At 67.0% G+C, this 20068-nt stretch carries 14 protein-coding genes; 6 read left to right on the top strand and 8 right to left on the bottom strand.

The window, feature by feature from the left end:
- Positions 1-138: 138 nt before the first annotated feature.
- The 5 genes from MZTS_RS17900 to MZTS_RS17880 all read right to left on the bottom strand — a co-directional run bounded on the left by MZTS_RS17900 (position 139) and on the right by MZTS_RS17880 (position 11736).
- Positions 139-3516 (bottom strand): maltotransferase domain-containing protein, encoded by a 3378-nt coding sequence (locus MZTS_RS17900; protein WP_192284863.1) that lies wholly within the window; start codon positions 3514-3516, stop codon positions 139-141.
- A gap of 58 nt (positions 3517-3574) precedes the next feature.
- On the bottom strand, positions 3575-8500 hold the full coding sequence (locus tag MZTS_RS17895) for a malto-oligosyltrehalose synthase (protein ID WP_192284862.1): 4926 nt from the start codon (positions 8498-8500) through the stop codon (positions 3575-3577).
- Positions 8497-10302 carry a malto-oligosyltrehalose trehalohydrolase gene (gene treZ / locus MZTS_RS17890; protein ID WP_192284861.1) on the bottom strand — a complete coding sequence of 602 codons (1806 nt, stop codon included), beginning with the start codon at positions 10300-10302 and terminating at the stop codon, positions 8497-8499. Before treZ ends, MZTS_RS17895 begins: the two co-directional genes overlap by 4 nt.
- A 252-nt stretch (positions 10303-10554) precedes the next feature.
- Positions 10555-11034, bottom strand: a complete 480-nt coding sequence (locus MZTS_RS17885) for a DUF2852 domain-containing protein (protein ID WP_192284860.1) — start codon at positions 11032-11034, stop codon at positions 10555-10557.
- 75 nt (positions 11035-11109) lie between these two features.
- Positions 11110-11736, bottom strand: a complete 627-nt coding sequence (locus MZTS_RS17880) for a WHG domain-containing protein (protein ID WP_192284859.1) — start codon at positions 11734-11736, stop codon at positions 11110-11112.
- Positions 11737-11946: 210 nt separating this feature from the next.
- Here MZTS_RS17880 and zigA point away from each other — a divergent pair, with 210 nt between their 5' ends.
- The 3 genes from zigA (at position 11947) to speG (ending at position 14187) form a co-directional block, all read left to right on the top strand.
- Positions 11947-13167, top strand: coding sequence for a zinc metallochaperone GTPase ZigA (zigA, locus tag MZTS_RS17875; protein ID WP_192284858.1), 1221 nt, complete (start codon positions 11947-11949; stop codon positions 13165-13167).
- Positions 13168-13184: 17 nt separating this feature from the next.
- Positions 13185-13478, top strand: coding sequence for a hypothetical protein (locus MZTS_RS17870; RefSeq protein ID WP_192284857.1), 294 nt, complete (start codon positions 13185-13187; stop codon positions 13476-13478).
- Positions 13479-13638: 160 nt separating this feature from the next.
- Positions 13639-14187, top strand: coding sequence for a spermidine N1-acetyltransferase (speG, locus tag MZTS_RS17865; RefSeq protein ID WP_192284856.1), 549 nt, complete (start codon positions 13639-13641; stop codon positions 14185-14187).
- Between the two features lie 72 nt (positions 14188-14259).
- Here speG and MZTS_RS17860 read toward each other — a convergent pair whose 3' ends face one another.
- Together MZTS_RS17860 and MZTS_RS17855 are read right to left on the bottom strand one after the other, a co-directional pair.
- Positions 14260-14673: a hypothetical protein gene (locus MZTS_RS17860; protein WP_192284855.1), complete on the bottom strand. Its 414-nt coding sequence runs from the start codon at positions 14671-14673 to the stop codon at positions 14260-14262.
- Between the two features lie 113 nt (positions 14674-14786).
- A complete protein-coding gene (locus tag MZTS_RS17855; RefSeq protein ID WP_192284854.1) occupies positions 14787-15644 on the bottom strand; it encodes a hypothetical protein in 858 nt (285 codons plus the stop codon).
- A 382-nt stretch (positions 15645-16026) separates the two neighbouring features.
- Here MZTS_RS17855 and MZTS_RS17850 point away from each other — a divergent pair, with 382 nt between their 5' ends.
- From MZTS_RS17850 to MZTS_RS17840, 3 genes are all read left to right on the top strand, one after another.
- Positions 16027-17061 (top strand): aspartate-semialdehyde dehydrogenase, encoded by a 1035-nt coding sequence (locus MZTS_RS17850; RefSeq protein ID WP_192284853.1) that lies wholly within the window; start codon positions 16027-16029, stop codon positions 17059-17061.
- Between the two features lie 191 nt (positions 17062-17252).
- Positions 17253-18299 (top strand): hypothetical protein, encoded by a 1047-nt coding sequence (locus MZTS_RS17845; protein WP_192284852.1) that lies wholly within the window; start codon positions 17253-17255, stop codon positions 18297-18299.
- Between the two features lie 86 nt (positions 18300-18385).
- Positions 18386-18994 carry a hypothetical protein gene (locus MZTS_RS17840; protein ID WP_192284851.1) on the top strand — a complete coding sequence of 203 codons (609 nt, stop codon included), beginning with the start codon at positions 18386-18388 and terminating at the stop codon, positions 18992-18994.
- A 233-nt stretch (positions 18995-19227) separates the two neighbouring features.
- Here the strand turns inward: MZTS_RS17840 and MZTS_RS17835 are convergent, their stop codons facing one another.
- Positions 19228-19863: a CatB-related O-acetyltransferase gene (locus MZTS_RS17835; protein ID WP_192284850.1), complete on the bottom strand. Its 636-nt coding sequence runs from the start codon at positions 19861-19863 to the stop codon at positions 19228-19230.
- Positions 19864-20068: the final 205 nt, after the last annotated feature.

Below are 20068 nucleotides of genomic sequence, written 5' to 3'. Positions count from 1 at the left end.
GGACTGCGAGCTTCCTCGGCTCGCTTCTTGGCGAGAACACGACGGGGAACGTCGCATTCCGCCCGATCTAGAGCGATCTCTACCGAAAGTGGAGATCGGGTCTGCGAGAGAGCGTCACGCTCGGGCGCCGAAGTGCCGTCAGGCACCCCGACGCGGGCGCAAGCGCCAGACGATGGCCGAGCGGTCGGCCGGATCGAGGGCGATCCGGTGGTTCTTGCCGTAGAGCTCGAACGTATAGCCCAGCAGCAGATCCTCGACCTCGACCGCCCCGTCATCGGGCAGACCGAGCAGCCAGAGCGGCACCTCGTAGGTGCATTCCTGACGGTTCTTCGGGTCGAGGTTGACCATCACGAACACGCAGTTGTCGCGCTCCGGCGTCACCTTCGCATAGGCGATGATGTTGTCGTTCCAGGCACCGGTGAAGTGGATGTTCCGGAAGTCCCACAGGGCCGGGTTGTCGCGCCGGATCTGGTTGAGCTTGATGATGTGGTCTCGGATGTTGCCGGGGCGGTGATAGTCCCACGCCTTCAGCTCGTACTTTTCCGAATTGAGATATTCTTCCTTGCCGGGATAGGGCGTGGCCTCGCACAGTTCGAAGCCGTTATAGATGCCGTAGATCGAGGAGAGCGTCGCCGCGAGCGTCGCCCTTACGATGAAGCCCGGCCGGCCGCTGGTCTGGAGGTAGTACGGGTTGATGTCCGGCGTGTTGGCGAAGAAGTTGGGACGATAATACTCGCCCATCTCGCCGGCCAGCTCCAGGGCGTAGTCGGTCAATTCCTGCTTCGTGTTGCGCCACGTGAAGTAGGTGTAGCTCTGTTGGTAGCCGGCCTTGGCGAGCTTCTTCATCATCTTCGGCCGGGTGAAGGCCTCCGCGAGGAAGATCGCGTCCGGGTACTGGGCGTTCACTTGCCTGAGCATCCACTCCCAGAACGGGATCGGCTTGGTATGCGGATTGTCGACGCGGAAGATGCGGGCGCCGTGGGCGCACCAGCCGAGCACGATGTCGCGCAGTTCGATCCAGAGCGAGGGCAGCGCGCCGCCGTAGAAATGGACGTTGGAGATGTCCTCGTACTTCTTCGGCGGGTTTTCGGCGAATTTCAGCGTGCCGTCGGGGCGCCACTCGAACCACTCGGGATGCTGCTTGATCCAGGGATGGTCGGGTGAGCACTGGATCGCGAAATCGATGGCGACCTCCATGCCATGCGCATGGGAGGCGGCCACCAGCTGCCGGAAATCGTCCAGCGTGCCGAGTTCCGGATGCACGGCCTCGTGGCCGCCCTCCTCGGAGCCCACCGCGTAGACCGAGCCGACATCGCCGGGCTCGGCCTTCAGGGTATTGTTCTTGCCCTTGCGGTTGGTCTTCCCGATCGGATGGATCGGGGTGAAGTAAAGCACGTCGAAGCCGAGTTCGCGGATCTCCGGCAGGCGCCGGATCACATCCTTGAAGGTGCCGTGGCGGTTCGGATCGCCCGATTGCGAGCGCGGGAAGATCTCGTACCAAGCGGAGAACCGGGCCGCGAGCCGGTCGGCGATCACCGGGATGTTCACGGGATAGCGCGAGGCGTTCACCCGCTCCGCATTGCGCCGGATCAGGGCCGTCGCCTCCGGGGCCAGGATCTTGGCGAGGATCGCGGGAGAACCCTCGGGCTCGGCCGCCAGGGAGCGGATCAACGCTTCGAGCCGCTGCTTGTCGGCGCCGGTGGCCAGATCCTGCGCGATCTGCACCAGCTCGACGCCCTCGATGGTCTCCAGGCGCACATCGACGCCGGCATCGCGCTTCTTCAGCGTATCGCGGATCCACGACGAGAAGCCGTCGCGCCATGCCTCGATGGTGAACTCGTAGCGGGCGTTTCTCTCCAGCGGGAAATGCCCGGCCCAGCGGTCGTTGTCGACGAACACCATCGGATCGCGCCGCCACGTCTCCTCGCCGACGACGCGGGAGAGGATAGCCGCGTTGATGATTTCGTGACCGTCAGAGAAGATGTCGGCCTCGACCCGAACCTGCTCGCCGACGACGCGCTTCACCGCCGAGCGCCCGCCATCGATTTCCGGCGTCACCGCCTCGATGACGACACGGCCCTTGCCGTCCGGCGCGGTCGCGGGCGGGGGCGCCGCCACCTTCGCCCGCTCGGCGACGAGGATGCGCAGCTCGCCCGGCCGCAGGTCGATGGCCGCACCCGGATGGAAGGCGATGGGCTCCGCCTGCGGCGTGCGGTCGACGAAGGTGCCGAGTTGGCCACCGGTCCGCTCGATCAGGCGGCCGGCATCGACGGGCGCCGGGGTCTCGCCCGGATTGAACAGGACCAGCGTCGCCGAATGGGCGGAGGCGGGATGGCCGGTATCGGTGCGGAACAGGGCGACGAACGGCGCGTCCGGCGCCGAGAGACGCATCTGCGCGCCCTCGACATTGGCCGCGGGGATCTCGGCCTTGAGCGCGTTGATCGCCGTCACATAAGCGGAGATGTCGATGCCGGTGTCGTGCTCGCGGGAGCCGGGATCGGTCTCCACCACGTGCAGCGCGCGCCGATAGCCCCATTCGTAGCCGATGGGCATCAGCACGCCGGCCGAGAAGAACGCGGCCAAGGCGTAACGCGTCTTCAGCCGCTCGGCGACCGCCTCCGCGCCGCCGGGAATGTCGGCGGCGAGGCGGGCCATGTCGTGGTTCTCGGGGAAGGCGATGGAGGGCGCCACCACCCGCAGGCGCTCGTATTGCTCCAGGGCCCAGGGGGCCTTGAGGTTCCACCACGCGAAGGAATTGAACAGGTAGTCGAAACCGGCCCCGGCCGTGGCCTGCGCCTCCTCGAAGGTGCAGCCGAGGGTCTCGGCGGCGAACAGCGTCTCCGGCTCACGCTTCTTCGCCGCCTCGATCAGGGCGCGCCAGACATCCGCCGGCACCTTGTAGGCGGCGTCGCACCGAAAACCGCGGATGCCGAGCCGCTGAAGCTTGGCGATATAGCCGTCGAAGATCCGGGTGAGTTCGTGCCGCGCGTGCTCGGAATGGTAGTCGAGCTCGATCAGGTCACCCCAGACCGTGCGCTTCGACGGATCGTCGGGGTCGATGGCCGCGGGGCTGACCGGCTTGCCCTCGGAATCGCGCACGAACAGGTCCGGCCGCTCGTGAAACAGACGGGCATTGTCGGCGGTGTGGTTGATCACGAGATCGCTCATCACCGCCACGCCGTGCGATTCCGCCGCCCGGCAGAAGCGGGCGATCTGCTCGTCGTCCGGGGTGCCGTCGTTGTCGCGGAAGCGTTCGTCCAGGCGGTCGAGGTCGGCCACGGCGTAGAGGCTGCGCGAGCCCCCCGTCTGGTGGAACGGGTTGAGGTAAACCCAATCGAAGCCGAGCCCGGCGATGCGCGGCAGCTCCGCCGTCCAGGCCGAGACGGTGCCGACCAGGAGCGGGAACAGGTTGTAGATGCGCGGCCCCTCCGCGCGGGGAGCGAAGGCGGCGGGCAGGGCCACCGTCTCCGCCCCGGTCCGCGTCGCGGGCGTCATCGCGGTGTTCGGTGCGTTCATGGCTCGCCTCCGTCTTGTCGCTTCACGCCTTGCGCGTTCCGTTTCGTGCGGGCCACCCTCAGGCGGTCCGCCGCAGCACCACATAGGGCAGGTCCGCGAAGAGCCGACCGAGGTCGAGCCGGCTGCCATCCGCTGCCACGTCGCCGCCACCGATCACGTCGGTCCAGCGGCTGCCCTCCGGGACCGGCAGGACGGTGCCGGCGAAGGCTTCACCCGACCAACCCGATTCGGGCGTCAGCCGTGCGACGAGCCGGGGCACCGCCACGAGCAGGTCGTCCTCGCCGGAGGTCGCCGCCGAGCGGCTGAAGGCGATGACATGCTCGGCCCGCTCCCCCTCCGCCGGGATCGGACGGTAATCCGCATCCGCGTAGAAGGCCGGCCGTGCCGCCCGGTCGGCCAGAAGACGGGCCAGGGTCGCCTGTTTCACCCGGCCGTCCGACCAGGAGCCGATCAAGGCGGCGGGGGCATCGCCCGCTTCGAGGGCCCGCGCCCGGGCCTCGTAATCGACGGGCCGGCGGTTGTCCGGGTCGACGAAGGAGAAATCCCAGAACTCCGTGCCCTGGTAGGTGTCGGGGATGCCAGGAAGGGTGCATTTCAGCACCGTGCGTCCGAGCCCGGCGATCATGCCGAGGAAGGCCAGCCGCCGCACCAGCGGCCGCAGCCGGGCAAGGCAATCCGAGCCGGGGGCGACGAGGGCCGCGAACAGCCCGTGGACGGCCCCCTCATAGGCTTCATCGACATTGACCCAACTCGACCGGCGCTTGCCCTCCCGCAGCGCCTTCTCCGCGTAGGCGTCGAGGCGCTTGCGAAAATCCTCGATCTCCGCCGCGTCGTCCCGTTCCAACAATTCCAGCGGCCAAGCCCCGAGGATGGCCTGAAGGAACATCCACTGGTCGTTGGCATCCGGCGAGGGCTCGCCCTCCAGCGGCTTGACGTAGGGCTCGGATGCGCGCCGCCACGTGTCCCAGGCCCGGGCCCATTCCTCCGGCAACTCAGACAGGGCGAGCTGGCGCGAGCGGGCATCCTCGCCGCGCTTGGTGTCGTGTGTGGCCGTCGTGATCATCGCGTTCGGCCAGTCGCGGGCACGGGCGGCCTGGAGCGCGTGGAAATGCTCCGGGTCGAGGCCGTACTCGCCCGGATCGCCGCCGACCTCGTTCAGCCCGAGCAATGGCACGAAGCGGTAGAACAGGGTGTCTTCCAGGCTCTTGGCCATCACCGGGCCGGTCAGCTGCTGGAAGCGGCGGCGGAACCGCAGCACCACCTGCGGATCGGGCTGCCCTGCTCCGCCGACTTCGATCCGGCCGAGAAGAGCATTGGCAGCGAAGTCGTGCACCGACCGGTCCGGCAGGGCGCTCCAGCGCTTGGCCTTGCGCACCGCGCCCTCGATCAGGCGGATATCCTCCGGCTCGATCTCGCTCTCGTCGAGATCGCCCGGCAGATAGGAGCGATAGACCGGAAAGCGGGCGACGATCTCGATCAAGGCGCGGCGGATCGCGTTGGTGGAGAAATCGCGGGTGCGCCGGTCGGAATCGGCGATCTGCTTGAGATCGCCGGTCATCACCTCGAGTTCCGAGGCGAAGCTGATCTCGAGGATCTCGGCCTTGGCCGCCCGGAACTGGAAGCCGTAGGGCTCGTCCATATCCGTGGCCCAACGGTAGAATTTTTCGATGCGCGGCTTCAGGGCCCGATCGACCAGGATGCCGTCGAGCTGGTTCAGCACGTCGTAGCCGGTGGTCCCGGCCACCGGCCAGTCGCGCAGCTTCTCGCCCGGCTCCAGGATCTTCTCCACGACGATGTAGAAGCCGGGGCCGACGGCGGCCTGCAAGGCGCGGGCATAGTTGAGCGGATCGGCCAGCCCGTCGATATGGTCGATGCGCAGGCCATCGATCCGGCCCTCGCCGATCAGGCGGAACAGCAGGTCGTGCGACTTCACGAAGACGTCCGACAATTCGACCCGCAGGCCCGCGAGCGAGTTCACGTCGAAGAAGCGGCGATAATTGATATCGCTCGACGCGATCCGCCAATGGGCCAGCCGGTAGGATTGCTGTTCCAGGAGCCGGTGCAGCGGTCCGAAGGAATCGGGATAGTCGCGGTTGCCGTTGAGAAGATGCAGCGCCCGGTAGATCGAGGCGGCGATCTGCGGCGAGGCCCGCACGGCGCCGGCGAGTTGGCGCTTCAGTTCCTCGGCGGTCTCCGGCATCGCCCGGCGCCGCTCGGGATTGGTCTCCTCGCCCATGGCACGCAGGCGTTCGGTGATCGAAAGCACCTCCGCCGACATGTCGTCACCGATCTCGCCGAGCGCCGCGAGCGCCCGATTGAGGATCGTCGGATAGTGCAGCGGGCAGACCGGGAATTGATGCTCGTAATGCCAGACGCTGAAGGCGCCGGCCTCCTCGTCGAATTTCAGCTCCAGCGTGCCCTTCTCCAGCGCCTCGCCGTAGCGCTCGCCGAGGAAGGGGATGACGAGCTTGCCGTTGGCGCCGAGGCGCTCCCAATCGATGTCGAAGGCGTTGGCGGCCGGTGACAGGCCTCCCCATTCGAGCACGGAAAGCCACCAGGGATTGTCGGCGCCGCCGACGCCCATGTGGTTGGGCACGATGTCGAGGAGCAGCTTCAGCCCGTGCGCGTGCAGGGCATCGGTGAAGGAGCGGAACCCCTCCTCGCCACCGATCTCCGGATTGATCTGCGAATGGTCGACGATGTCGTAGCCATGGGTCGAGCCGGGCCGGGCCCGCTGCAGCGGCGAGGCGTAGACGTGGCTGATGCCGAGCTTCGCCAGGTAGGGGACGATCCTCTCCGCATCCGCGAAGGTGAAGCCCTCGTGGAATTGCAGGCGATAGGTCGCGCGCGGCGGTGCCGAAGCGAGGCGGGCGGCACCGGAACGCGGGCCGCGCTCCTCCGCCGAGAGGGCGGCGGCGAGTTTGGCCAGCGGACCGCCGGGCGCCGCGATGGCCTCCAGATTCCGGTCGAGCTTGCGCCGCCAGTTGGGGTAGCCCTCGGTCGAGCCCGGCACGTTGGCTTGGCTCAACTCACCGACCACGTCCTCGTACTGGACGGCGGTGAGGATCGAGGGGGCGCGGGCGAGATAGCGGGCGGCGGCCTCGAACGGTGCGTGCTCCGGCGGCTCCGAACTCGGCAGGAGTTGCTGGCTCGCCAAAGCCTCCGACAGACGCCAGCGCTCGGCCACGCGCTCGTTGCGCTCGGCCTCGGCCCGGTCGGCGTCGTACAGGCCGAGCGACTGGCGCGTATCGGTATCGACCCCGCGCCACCAGCCGACGAAGGTCGGCAGATCGTGCGTCGTGATCGCGGTCAGCGCATCCTTCGGATAGGCCTCGGGGGCCTTGAAGGCACCGCCCTGCTCGCGCTCGAAGGCGAGGATGCGATAGCTCAGGATGCCCGAGTGCATCAGCGCATCGGAGAAGCCCTCCGGCGCGGTTCCGAGATCCTCGGCGATGACGAGGCACTTGGCGCGGTGGCTCTCCAGCCGCAGCACCGCCAGCATCGGCTCGAACGGCATCGCCACATAGGCGCCCTCGCGGGCGGATTTGCCGAGCGGGATCAGGAACAGCCGGGCGAGTTGGAAAGCATGGTCGATGCGGATCGCGCCGGCATGGCGCATATTCGCCTTCACCAGGGCGCGGAACGCCTTGAGCCCGTCGCGCTCCATTTCCAGCGGATCGAAGGCGGGAAGCCCCCAATCCTGGCCCTTCGGAGCGAGGAGGTCCGGCGGTGCGCCGATGGAGACGCCGTTGGCGAAGCGCTCGGGATGGGACCAGATCTCGGAGCCACCGCGATCGGCCCCGACCGCCAGATCCCGATACAGCCCGAGCCGCATGCCGGCCTTGAGCGCCATCTCGGAGGAGGCCTTGAGCTGGCGGTCGGCGAGGTATTGCAGGAAGACGTGATAGGAGATCCGCTCGGCGTGGCTGTCAGCGAAGGCGCGCACCGCCTCCGTGCCGGCGCGGCGATACTCCTCCGGCCAGTCGCCGAGCCAGTGAGCGCCCTGCGCCCGGAAATGCTCGGAGAGCGCATCGAAGGTCGCGTGCGATTCCAGGTTTTCGCCGCCCTCCTCGCGGAAGGCCGCGAAGCCGGCATCCCTACCGGCGCGTGCCTGCGAGACTTCCCAATAGGCTTCGAGGATCGGTGAGAGCACCTCCCAGACGCCGGCATGATCGACCAGGGAGGTGTCGCGCAACGCCTCGATGCGGGCGCGGTTGCGCTCCAGAAGCTCGGCCGCGGGGCTGCCGGCGAAGCCCGGCAGGGCGCCCGGCTCGATGTAGAGGGTTTCGAGGAACAGCCGCGAGGACGGAGAATAGGGCGAGATCTTCGCCCGATCCGTCGGGAACAGGGCATGAGCCGGACTCAAGCCGAGGAACGAGGCGCCGCGCAGGGCCGCGTCGCGGGCGGCGCGGCCGGCATCGGCATAGGTGCCGATGCCGAGATTGTCCGGCGAACGCAGGCCGTAGAGCTGAGCGGCCAAGCCCCAATCGCGGGCGCCATCCTCGGCATAGGCGCGGGGCCGCCAGCAGCGCTGGGGCGCGGAGACGATCCAGGCCTGCGCCCGGCGCTCGCCGATGCTGACGGTGAGCTGGTGATAGCCGGGGGTGAGCGGCGGCAGATCGAAGCCGGTGCCGTCCTCCGAGGGGGTCAGCGTGCCGCGTCCCTCGCGGGAGCGTTCGTGCTCGTCCACCAGCCGCCAGGACACGGCGCCCGAGATGGCTCCCGCCCGCACCGGCACGCGCACCCCGCGCCGCGCCTCCGCCGCGAGCAGCGGGGGGACGATGTTGCCGCGCACCGCTTCGACCGAGGCGAGGCTCTGCCGGATCGCCTCATCGTCACCGGCCGCGAAGCCGAGCGCTTCGAGCATGCCGCGGCGGACATCGAGGGGCGTCTCGACCCGCTGACCGAAGGCATCGGTGAAGCCGTCGGCGATGCCGACGAGGTTGGCGAGCCGTTCGAGGGCACTCACTTCCAAGTCACTCACTTGGCGCCCCCGATCAGGAACACGCCGGTCCAGGAAGGCAATTGCATGGCCTGTCGTGACACCCCGTTCGACCAGATCACCTGACCGCCCTCGGCGGTCGCCGCGAAGTCCTCGTCGCCGACATTGGCGATGAAGCGCAACCAGCCGCCCTCGTAGCGCCAGGTGCAATCCACGACGCCGGGCACGGGGATCTCGGCCTTGGCGCCGAGGAAGCGCGTCTTGGTGAGCGGCACCACGCTCTGCCGGCGAATCTGAAGCAGGTTGCGGGTATCGGCCCAGATGGCGCGGTGCGGCTCGGTCTCGGCCTCGTCCCAAGCGATTTTCGAATCCTCGAAGGTCTTCGCCTCGGTGGGATCGGGGATCACCGACGTGTCGTCGGCGAAGGCGGCGAAGCTCTTGAACTCCCGGCGCCGCCCCTCGCGCACCGCCTTGTTCAGCTCCTCGTCCGGCGCGAAATCGACGAAGAACAGGAAGGGCGCCGAGGCCGACCATTCCTCTCCCATCCACAGCATCGGAATCTGCGGCGCCAGCAGCAGCCCGGCGCGGGCGAGCGCCAGCTTCGCCGGGTCGGCGAGGTGGCTCAACCGCTCGCCCAGCGCCCGGTTGCCGACCTGATCGTGGTTCTGAAGGAAGGTGACGAAGGCCGAGGGCGGCAGATGGCCGGAGGGCTCGCCGCGCGGGTGGTTGTCGAGGGTCGGGAAGGGCTCGCCCTGATAGGCGAAGCCTTCGGCGAGGCAGCGGGCGAGATGCTCGACCGGCCTGTCGGCGAAGCTCTCGTAGTAGCCGGCCTTCTCGCCGGTCAGCAGCACGTGCCAGCAATGGTGCAGGTCGTCCGCCCATTGCGCGCTGTGCAGGATCGGCTGCCCGTTGCCGTCGCGCTCCAGCCAGCGGGCCTGATTGGCCTCGTTCTCCAGGATCAGGTGGACATGACGGTCCGGGAAGGCCCGGCGGATCGTCTCGCCGAGTTCGGCCAGGAAGTGTTTCTCGGAATCGTCGAGGATGGCGTGGACCGCATCGAAGCGGATGCCGTCGAAATGATATTCCTCCAGCCAGTACAGCGCGTTCTCGATGAAGAAGTCGCGCACGACCGGGCCGGACTCCCTGCCGTCGAAGTTGATCCCGGCGCCCCAAGGCGTCTGATGGCGCTCGGTGAAGAAGGTCTTAGCGTAGGAATGGAGGTAATTCCCGGCCGGTCCGAAATGGTTGTAGACGCAGTCGATCAGCACCATCAGCCCCTTGGAATGGGCGGTGTCGATCAGGTGCTTCAGCTCGTCCGGGCGACCATAGGCGGAATCGGGCGCATAGGGCAGCACGCCGTCGTAGCCCCAGTTGCGGGTGCCCTTGAAGTCGGCGAGCGGCAGCAGCTCGATCGCCGTGATGCCGAGATCGACCAGATCGTCGAGCCGCTTCTCCAGCCCGGCATAGGTGCCCTCGGGCGTTGCGGTGCCGATATGCAATTCGTAGACGACGGCCTCCTCCCAGGGGCGACCCTTCCAGGCGTCGTCGGTCCAGGCGAAGGCGGCGGGATCGACGACCTCCGACGGCCCCGAGACATCCTCGGGCTGAAAGCGGGAGGCGGGATCGGGGACCACGAGATCGCCGTCGATGCGGAAGCCGTAGCGCGCGCCGGACTTCACCCCCGGCAGCGTGGTGCGGCGCCAGCCCTCACCGGTCTCAGGAATCGGATGGTCGGCCCCATCCACCACCAGGGTCACATCTTTGGCGGTGGGCGCCCAGAGAGCGAACCGCACACCGTCCTCGGCAATCTCGCTGCCGAACCGCATCGCATGGGCGCGCCGCATGAGGCCACCGGTCTCCGCTGGAAAATCGATTGTCGTTCAGGCTGGGCGGCCGCTTCTCTGTGTCTCACAAGGCTCCCGGCGCCCGCTTGTTCCCGGAGCCGGCAGTTATGGCGCCGGCGGGCTGCGGCAACCGTCCGGTGTTGCGGAATCGCTGCGCTGCACGCGGGTCACCCCGGACATGCGAAGGCCTCCCCGCCGGGGTCGGCAAGGAGGCCTTCATAGGTTGCGAGTTCTGCGTTTCAGGCCTTGCGATCAGGCGTTGAGGGTCGGCCCCCCGCCCTCCGAGCGACGCTTGGCCATGAAGGCGTCGAATTGCTCGCGGTCCTTGGCCCGCTTCAGCTCCTCGACGAACTCGGCGAAGGCGCGGCTCTCCTCCTGAAGGGCGCGGCGGCGGGCCTCCAGGCGCTCGAGCTCGGCGCGCCGATACTCCTCAAACGCCCAGTTGCCGGACGTGGCACCGGCACCCGTGGAGCCCTTCGCCGCCTCGAAGGCACGGGCGAAGCGCGACGGCCCGCTGCCGCCGGCGAAGCTGAAGCTGCCGCTATTGGCGAACTCCTTCATCTGGCTGAGCGCGGGATAGCCCGCGATCTTCCAGGCGACATAGGCCACGGCGATCGGCCACCAGTAGATGAAGCCGACGACGATCGCGCCGATCTCCAGGGATCGCTTGGGGAAAGGGCCGCTGCGGTGAGACGCGCCGCAGGACCAGGGAGAGGTGGAGGACGTGTTCACGGCTGAAGGCTCCGGGGTGTGAATGTGAACAACATTCACATGCGGGTGCGCCTCGGCCGTTTCAAGGGCTGCCCCTTACAGCTTGTCCTTCGCACGGCCTCCGGCACCATGAACCAGGGCCAGAACGCCCGCCCGCAGCAATTCGTACTTGTCCGGTCCGGGCTTCGGCAGCTGTCCGGCGGCCGAGAGGGTGGCGATGCCGTGCGACAGCGCCCAGACCTCCAGCGCCAGGAAGCGCGGGTCGACACCGTCGAAACCGTCAGGGAAGGTCGCGCGCAGCGCCTCAAGCAGAAGATCGAACGGATTCGGCCGGTCCGGCGCCGGGGCCGGGGCCGCCTGCCCGCGCACCTCGAAGATCGCAGCGTAATAGCCCGGCTCCTCCTCGGCGAAGGCGAGATAGGCCTCGCCCATGCGGGTGAAGCGCTCCAGAGGGGTGCCGCGCCCGGTAAGCGCGCGGGCGAGCCGGTCGGCGAGATCGGCGAAGCCGCGGCCCGCCACCTCTTCCAACAGCGCCTCACGCCCGCGGAAATGACGATAGAGCGCCGCCGGCGTCACTCCGACGAGCCGAGCCGCATCGACCAGGGTGAAACCGCCGATGCCGCGTTCGGCGATGAAGCGGCGCGCGGCTTCGATCAGCGCCTCCTTGAGGTTGCCGTGGTGGTAGCCCCGCCGGTCGCCCGGTCCCTCGCGCCAGGGTCGCACCTCAACCTCCTCCGCTGGCCGACCGCGCGGCTCGTCGACCGTCCGGTTCCTCTATCGTGACGCGTGACACCCGCCCTTCGTTTCGGCGCGGCGACGCTTCCCGGCCTTTTCTCGCGAGTCGGTCTACGAGTCGACCATCTTTTCCGCCCAACCGGGTTGACGTCGGACACAAGATGCAACGTTATAAAATAACAATTCGCAGGATTGCCGATGTCTCAGACCGATCACCGCCTTCCCGTCACCGTGCTGTCCGGCTTTCTCGGCGCCGGCAAGACGACGCTGCTCAACCATATCCTCAACAACCGCGAGGGCCGGCGCGTCGCGGTGATCGTCAACGACATGAGCGAGGTGAACATCGACGCCGACCTCGTCCGCGACGGAGGCGCCAACCTCTCGCGCACGGACGAGAAGCTGGTGGAGATGACCAATGGCTGCATCTGCTGCACCCTGCGCGACGATCTGCTCGCCGAGGTCCGCCGCCTCGCCGCCGAGGGCCGCTTCGACTACCTGCTGATCGAGGGCACTGGGATCGCCGAGCCGCTGCCGGTGGCGAGCACCTTCTCGTTCCGTGACGAGGACGACCGGGCGCTCAGCGACGTGGCGCGGCTCGACACGATGGTGACGGTCGTCGATGCGGTGAATCTGTTGAAGGATTACGGCTCGAACGACTTCCTGAGCCAGCGCGGCGAGACGGCCGGCTCCGAGGACACCCGCACCCTGGTCGATCTGCTGGTCGAGCAGATCGAGTTCGCCGATGTCGTGGTGATCAACAAGGCGCGCGACGTCCCGCCCGAGCAGCTCGACCTCGTGCGCTCGGTCGTGCGGGGCCTCAACGCCGATGCGCGGATCGTCGAGGCCTCGCACGGGCAGGTGCCGCCTGAAGCGATCCTCGATACAGGGCTGTTCGACGAGGAGAAGGCACAGGAACATCCGCTCTGGTTCAAGGAACTCTACGGCGCCCATGAGCACGTGCCCGAGACCGAGGAATACGGCATCGGCTCCTTCGTCTACCGGACGCGGCGGCCCTTCGACCCGCAGAAGTTCCAGGCCTTCGTCAACACCACCTGGCCGGGGCTGATCCGAGCCAAGGGGCATTTCTGGCTCGCGACCCGGCCGGACTGGGTCGGCGAATTCTCCCTCGCCGGGGCGGTGGCGCATATCGGCGCCATGGGATTCTGGTGGGCGGCGGTGCCGCGCAAGCGCTGGCCGGAGGAGGACATGTTTCGCGAGCGCCTCCACAGCGTCTGGAGCGAAGTCTGGGGTGACCGGCGCCAGGAACTCGTCTTCATCGGCCGCGGCATGGACAAGGAAGCGATCACCGCCGCGCTGGATGCCTGCCTGCTCGGCGAGGCCGAGGCAAGGCGCTTCGACCCGGAAGCCTATCGCCACCTGATAGATCCGTTCCCGGCCTGGCGCCGGGCGGCGGCCTGACCGTTCGGGTTGTGACGATGGGTTTTGTCAGCCTGAAGGATTGGCGCGCCCGCTCGGCCGGGCTGGCGCGGGCGGCGGCCCGCGCCAAGGATCTGATCCGCCCGGCGCTTGGCCTGGGCGAGGGCGACGCGCTTTCGGTCAACGAGATCGCCTGCCCGGATCCCGGCTGCCCGGACGTGGAGACCGTCGTACTGGTGATGCGGGCCGGCGAGCCGACCCGGGCCCTGCGGATCGCCGGCCCGCTCGACGCGGTCGACGAGGCCGCCGCGGCATCCCTGGCCGCCGAGGAGGCCTTGCTCCGGGCCGGTTGAGAGCCGGCTTTCATCATTTCGTCGTGAGGCGTGTGGGAGTAGGCCTGGGGCGACACCCTGTTCGCGGTGCCTCACGGAATGCCGGGCCACGGATGCCGTCTTTAGACGCCACCGGGCAGCGGGCATGTCGGGAGGCACCCGCCCCCGGCCGAGCATGGACATGACGATCAAACTCAGACCGCTGGAGCGCGAAGACCTGCTCTTCGTGCACCAGCTCAACAACAACGACAGCATCATGCGCTACTGGTTCGAGGAGGCCTACGAGTCCTTCGCCGAATTGGCCCAGCTCTATGAGCGCAACATCCATAACCAGACCGAGCGCCGCTTCATCATCGCCACGGAGCGCGGTGAGCCGGCGGGCATGGTCGAGTTGGTGGAGATCAACCACCTCCACCGCCGTTGCGAGTTCCAGATCGCGATCCATCCCGACCATCAGGGGAAGGGCTACGCCAAGCGCGCAACTCGCATCGCCATCGACTACGCCTTCAAGGTGCTGAACATCCACAAGCTGTATCTGCACGTGGATAAGGACAACAAGCGGGCGGCCGGCATCTACGAGAGCTGCGGCTTCCGCTCCGAGGGCATCCTCAAGGACGAGTTCTTCGTCAACGGCCGCTACCGCGACGCCGTGCGCATGTGCCTGTTCCAGCCCCACTACCTCGCCGAGCGCGGAGCGGGCGACGTGACCGAGCCGGTGCTGAAGACCTGAAACGGGGCGGCCCGCAAACGAGAACGGGCCCCGAAGGGCCCGCTCCTTTCCGCCGCTCTGAAACAGGAAATCTTACCGGTACGGGTTGCCGTAGCGCGCCACGTAGGAGGTCGGGTCGATCGCGTCGAAGGCCGAGAGATCGACGTTGCGGATCGCCGTGGAACGGGCGCCGATGAACGGGCCGTTGGTGATCGGGTCGGGCAGCACGCCGGTGCCGTAACGGTCGTTGCGGCCGTAAGGCGGGTTGAGCTGGGTCGAGGCGGCGATGAAGGCCGGATTGGTGGCCGGGTTCGAGACGGAACCGTTGCCTTGCTCGACCACGTTGCCGGCATCCAGCCACGAACGCGGACGGATGCGGATCGGCAGCGGCTGGCTCACGCGGACATAGCCCGGATTGCCGTAGGGGCCCTGCGCCTCCGCACTGGTACCGAAGCCGATCGCGGTGAGGGTCATGGCGCCCAGAAGGGCGAGCTTGGTGCAGCGCATGGTGGACCTTATGGTGTGTGAGGCGACGGTACGGGCCCTTCGTTAAGAATCCCGCTTGTTGCAGAGTAGACGTTCCGGCGTGGCCGTTGTTCCCGTAATATGGCCACGTTTCGCTATTTTCGCCGCGATTTTGCCGCATTGTCTCTCGGTGTGCTCGGTGCGGCGTCGGCGACGGCGATGGACCCGGTCCGGTCGCCCACTCCCGCCCCCGCCAGATCCTCGGTCCGGCACGCGCTTGGCCCGGCGAGAACGTCGGCGCCGAGGGTCGCCGAGACGCGACCGGCGAGTGCGATTCTGTCGAGGGCGCAGGCGAGGGCCTCCGGCTCCGGCGCCTGCCCGAGGATGCCGCAGAGCCAGCCGTCGACGGCCACGCTCTTCAGCTCGAGGCTACGAAAGCCGGTGCAGCTGCGCTTGCCCGCGCCGGACAAGGTGATCTCGACGGTCTCGAACCCGCCGAGCCGGGTCTTCACCACGCCGCGCTCGCCGGTGCGGGGGACGGACAATCCTCGCCCGTCCGCCGCCCGGCGCACCAGGGTGACGAACAGGCTCGGGCTTGCCTCGCCCTGTCCGCCGGCATCGGTGGCGGTGATCAGGAGGTAGGGCGCCTCGATCGTATCGAAGCTGCCCTGCACCACGCTGTCCTCGCGCTGGCCGAGGCTCGCATTCCAGCGAGTCAGCTCTGAGCGCGGCGGAAGCGCGGCCGCATCCTCGCGCAGGGTCAGGAGCGGCTCGGTCGCCGCGACCGCCCGGCGCGCGCCCTCTTCGGCGCGCGGCGGCTCGCTCCAGGCGCGGGACGGCTCGGGCGCCCCGGCCCGGTCACGAGCGACCAGGGACAGGCCGGCGATCAGCGCGGCGCAGGCGATGAGCTTGCCCGCAAGCCGAAGCCTGCGGCGCGGGTGAGGACAGGACAGGGCGTGGAGGTCGCCTCCGTCCTCATGTCGGTCGAAGGCGTCGTCCGGGTGGGGGAGCATGCGCAATCCTCTGCCGGGTCCGCGGGGCCCGAACGGCCCTCGCCATGCTCCAGCTCTGCCCCAGCCTCCCCCACCGCACGGTTGCGGAGGCCGCCGCTATCCTCGGGATTCTCGGCCGATGGTGAATCAGCGGTTCCGTCCCGCTCTTTCGGATCGGGCCGCCTGTCACATCGCGACCGTCCCGAACTCGCCTCTCCTCTTGACAGCCGCGCCCACCGGGCGCCTTGCTCCCGTCGCGCGAAGGGCCCACCTGAACGATCGATCAGGGCGGGTTCTTCCGCCTATGGAATCTTCCCAGTCGAACGGTCCGAAGCGGTGCGCCCGCCGGCCGTGGGAGGAGGCGGGTCGGTGACATCCCGCCCGCGCAGCGGAGTTTGATGAGATGGGTTACAAGGTCGCCGTCGTCGGAGCCACGGGCAATGTGGGCCGTGAGATGCTCGACATTCTGGCCGAGCGCGCCTTCCCGGCCGACGAGGTCGTCGCGCTGGCCTCCAGCCGCAGCCTGGGCCAGGAAGTCTCCTTCGGCGACAAGATTCTCAAGGTCAAAGCGCTCGACACCTACGACTTCTCCGACACCGACATCTGCCTGATGTCGGCGGGCGGCGATGCCTCCAAGGAGTGGAGCCCGCGCATCGGCCAGCAGGGCTGCGTGGTGATCGATAACTCGTCCGCCTTCCGCTACGACGCCGACGTGCCGCTGATCGTGCCGGAGGTGAATGCCGACGCGGTGGTGGGCTTCACCAAGCGCAACATCATCGCCAACCCGAACTGCTCGACCGCTCAGCTCGTGGTGGCGCTGAAGCCGCTGCACGAGGCGGCGACGATCAAGCGTGTCGTGGTCTCGACCTATCAATCCGTTTCCGGCGCCGGCAAGGACGCCATGGACGAGCTGTTCAGCCAGACCCGCGCCGTGTTCACGGCGGGCGAGGTCGTGCAGAAGAAGTTCACCAAGCGGATCGCCTTCAACGTCATCCCGCACATCGATGTGTTCATGGAAGACGGTTACACGAAGGAAGAGTGGAAGATGGTCGCCGAGACCAAGAAGATGCTCGATCCCAAGATCAAGCTCACGGCGACGGCAGTGCGCGTGCCGGTCTTCATCGGCCATGCCGAGGCCGTGAACGTGGAGTTCGAGCGCCCGCTCTCGCCGGAGCAGGCGACCGAGATCCTGCGCTCAGCACCGGGCGTGCTGGTGATCGATAAGCGCGAGAACGGCGGCTACATGACCCCGCACGAGGCGGCGGGCGAGGACGCCACCTACATCTCCCGCATCCGCGAGGATGCCACCATCGAGAACGGCCTGAACTTCTGGTGCGTCTCGGACAACCTGCGCAAGGGTGCGGCCCTGAACGCGGTGCAGATCGCCGAGGTGCTGGTGAACCGCAAGCTCCTCACCAAGGCGCGTCAGGCCGCATAAGCGTTTCGCTCCCGCCACCGATCACAGCGCCGCCCCCCCTCGGGGGCGGCGTTTTTGTTTGGGCTGGAGGCCCGCATCCGCGAAAGCCGATCGATGAGGGATGGCACAGCCAAAATAGGAATTAAATCTTGTAATCTGCGGTCATTCCTAATATGCATATTTTCCTGTCGAGTCGATGGGAGGAATGCGGCATGAGGCAAGGAACGACCCTCCGTTCGGAGATCGCGGCCATACGAGGCTTGCTCGCCGGTGCTGCCCTCGACGTGAGGATACTCCGCCTCGAGCGAGCCTTGCGACACAAGTTTTCGCCCGATCAACCTCGCGCGCCCGCAGGCCAGCCGAACGGCGGCCGATGGATTCCAGCGGGTGGCGCGGGCTCCGGCGATGCTGACAGCTCTCGCGGCACCGAAGGCGACGTCACCAGCCGGAGCCAAACCCTTCTGGATGACGGAACGCGGGTTCTGACGCTGCGCATCCGGTCAGGGCAGCGGGACTACGACAGGCAAGACATCGTCACCGCGCCGGACGGCCAAAGCCGGATCTTCGAAACCTCGGGCCTGACCCAAACGATCCGCGACGGCGCGACAGGAGCCGTCCTCGGGCGAAGCACCTTTACGGCCAACGGGGCTGAGCCGGAGGCCTTTGCTCAGCCGGCATTCGCTCCGGCAGTACCTTTGGGCGTCGCGACGGTCGAACTCGCTCTTTCGCTGTTCGCCGTCCTGTCAAGTCGGAACAGCCTCTATAGCAGGACTGTACTTGGCCTTTCGGCTCATGATTTCATGCCGAACCCGGAAGGAGGCAATAAACCCGTAATATGGGTCGGCCCCATCTCGCAAGACAAGCTCGACGAAGCCTGCAGGCGCAATGCCCAAGTCGAAGAGATGACCAACCGAGTGGCGCGGCGTGTCCATGCCACAGGCCTCTATACATCACCACAGGACTTTGGCAATAAAGTTCATTTTGAAATCGCGAAGGAGGTAAAAAGCCTTAACGATCCCGACTTCAAGGCTGAAATCTCTCTTGATCGCAGTTCAAGCGAAACCTTATACGGATCTGCAGGTTCGGTGAGACTCGACCTACTAGAAAGAAGCAGTCGTGGGACAACTTGTATCTACGACTATAAAACCGGCAATGCGCAGCTAGACTCCATGCGTGCCGCGAGGCTTGCAGTCATGGCGAAGGCGTATTTTCCTGGAACGTTGCGACTTATCGTGATTCAGGTGAAGCCCCGCCTATGACGACCGCCCGACAGATCCGAAAGCTCGTTCGCCCCCTTCTCGAACGCCACGAAGATCTGACACTTGCCACGAGCCATACGTTATGGATGACGCCGCTCACCCATGTCGGCATTGAGATTTGGCTGGAACGGGCCTCGATGGCTTCGTATTTCAGCCCAAGATGGTTCCTCACCCCTCTTTTTCTCCCAACCTCCAGACCAACCGCTAACCCTGGCTTTTGTTGTGTGCTCATGGGGCGATCACAGCAGGCACGGGAAGCGGGCCGTAGAAGCTGGGATTGGGACGATCCGGAGATGCCAGCTGACTTCGTGTCGCAAATCGAGGAGATGATGCCGCTTTTTCGAAGCCTCAACACTCTCGATGCCTGTCGTTTGTTTACCGAGGCTCGGATGAAGCACCCATGGGGGAAGGACTTCTACGAACAACTCATCTACGATATTGCATTCGGCAATCTTTCGCTGGCACGATGCTGGTGGCAGCAGCTGGAGGCTGAGATCACCAGTGGTGACCTACCGACAGAAGATTTCTGGCGAACGAAAACTCTCCGTTATCGCTCCTTGCGCGAACCGCTGATGGATAACGACCGCGCGGCCCTGGCCGCGCTTCTCCATCAATGGGAGAGGGAGAACGTCATGGGCACCCCCGTCGAACGGATTTGGCAACCGACCCCGTTTCCGCTCGAACACGTCGCGTGAACGCGAAACCGAACGTGGGATTATCTCCCACACAATCAAGAAACAATCGCAGGGCAGAACGGCGGCCGGACCCCGCCGGATCTTCTTCGCGTGTCACGACGCCCCAACCGCTGCTCGCCTCGCCCTTCCCTCCGTGAAGCGCTGTATGTCGGAGCGTTTCTCGCTTGGATCACCGCCCTCCTCGCCTCGGAGGCGGGACCGGTGCGGCTTTCACCGCCCGTCATCCCCTACGGTCAATTCGAAGCCGCTTCGAGCGCAGCGATGTCGCCGCCGCCGATCAGGGGGAGGTGAGCGGTGATTCGCTCCACCGGCCAATCCCACCAGGCGATGCGTTGCAGCCGGGCCGCGTCGTCTTCCGAGAAGCGGCGGCGCACCACGCGGGCCGGGTTCCCCGCGACCACCGCATAGGGCGGCACATCGCTGCTCACCACGCTCTGCGCCGCCACCACGGCCCCGTCGCCGACCGTCACGCCTGGCAGAATCGTGCTGCGAGTGCCGAGCCACACGTCATGGCCGATGACGGTGTCTCCCCGATTCGGGAAGTTCAATTCTCCCGCGTAGCGCCCGATCCAGTCGCCCCCGAAGATCGGGAACGGATAGGTCGAGAGGCCGTCGAGGCGGTGATTGCCGCCATTCATCAGGAAACGCGTTCCCGATGCGATGGCGCAGAACTTCCCGATCACCAGCCGGTCGCCGATGAAGGGGAAGTGATAGAGAATCGCGTCGAGAAAGGCCTGAGGCCCGGCCGGGTCGTCATAATGGGTGTAGGCGCCGACCTCGACATTCTCCGGCAGATCGAGATTCCGGATGAAGGTGACGCGCGTGTGCCCCGGCATCGGATGCAGCAGATCCGGGTCCGGTCCGATCATGGCTGCCGGCACTGTCCCCTCCCCGTCGGCTGGCGGTCCAAGCCGAGTGTGCCGGCGGAGATGGCCGGATTGCGGCGCGGACGGCGAGGGATCGTGCCTCGAAGCGCTTGAATTCGCCGCGCGCCGGGTTTAAGTCACGAGACATCATTTCTGGTGCAGTCGAAAGGCTGCTTGCGGGAGTGGGCCCCCCGGGGTCCGCTCTTTT

The sequence above is a fragment of the Methylorubrum zatmanii genome, assembly GCF_014845115.1.
In the GTDB taxonomy this organism is placed as follows: Bacteria; Pseudomonadota; Alphaproteobacteria; order Rhizobiales; family Beijerinckiaceae; genus Methylobacterium; species Methylobacterium zatmanii.
This window is presented reverse-complemented; position numbering and strand designations above follow the sequence as displayed.

Bases quoted from the DNA above. Each gene is read 5' to 3' on its own strand.
- MZTS_RS17840 (WP_192284851.1), top strand. From the start codon at position 18,386: ATGACGCCGCTCACCCATGTCGGCATTGAGATTTGGCTGGAACGGGCC.
- MZTS_RS17845 (WP_192284852.1), top strand. From the start codon at position 17,253: ATGAGGCAAGGAACGACCCTCCGTTCGGAGATCGCGGCCATACGAGGC.
- zigA (WP_192284858.1), top strand. From the start codon at position 11,947: ATGTCTCAGACCGATCACCGCCTTCCCGTCACCGTGCTGTCCGGCTTT.
- speG (WP_192284856.1), top strand. From the start codon at position 13,639: ATGACGATCAAACTCAGACCGCTGGAGCGCGAAGACCTGCTCTTCGTG.
- MZTS_RS17835 (WP_192284850.1), bottom strand. From the start codon at position 19,863: ATGATCGGACCGGACCCGGATCTGCTGCATCCGATGCCGGGGCACACG.
- treZ (WP_192284861.1), bottom strand. From the start codon at position 10,302: ATGCGGCGCGCCCATGCGATGCGGTTCGGCAGCGAGATTGCCGAGGAC.
- MZTS_RS17900 (WP_192284863.1), bottom strand. From the start codon at position 3,516: ATGAACGCACCGAACACCGCGATGACGCCCGCGACGCGGACCGGGGCG.
- MZTS_RS17860 (WP_192284855.1), bottom strand. From the start codon at position 14,673: ATGCGCTGCACCAAGCTCGCCCTTCTGGGCGCCATGACCCTCACCGCG.
- MZTS_RS17855 (WP_192284854.1), bottom strand. From the start codon at position 15,644: ATGCTCCCCCACCCGGACGACGCCTTCGACCGACATGAGGACGGAGGC.
- MZTS_RS17850 (WP_192284853.1), top strand. From the start codon at position 16,027: ATGGGTTACAAGGTCGCCGTCGTCGGAGCCACGGGCAATGTGGGCCGT.
- MZTS_RS17870 (WP_192284857.1), top strand. From the start codon at position 13,185: ATGGGTTTTGTCAGCCTGAAGGATTGGCGCGCCCGCTCGGCCGGGCTG.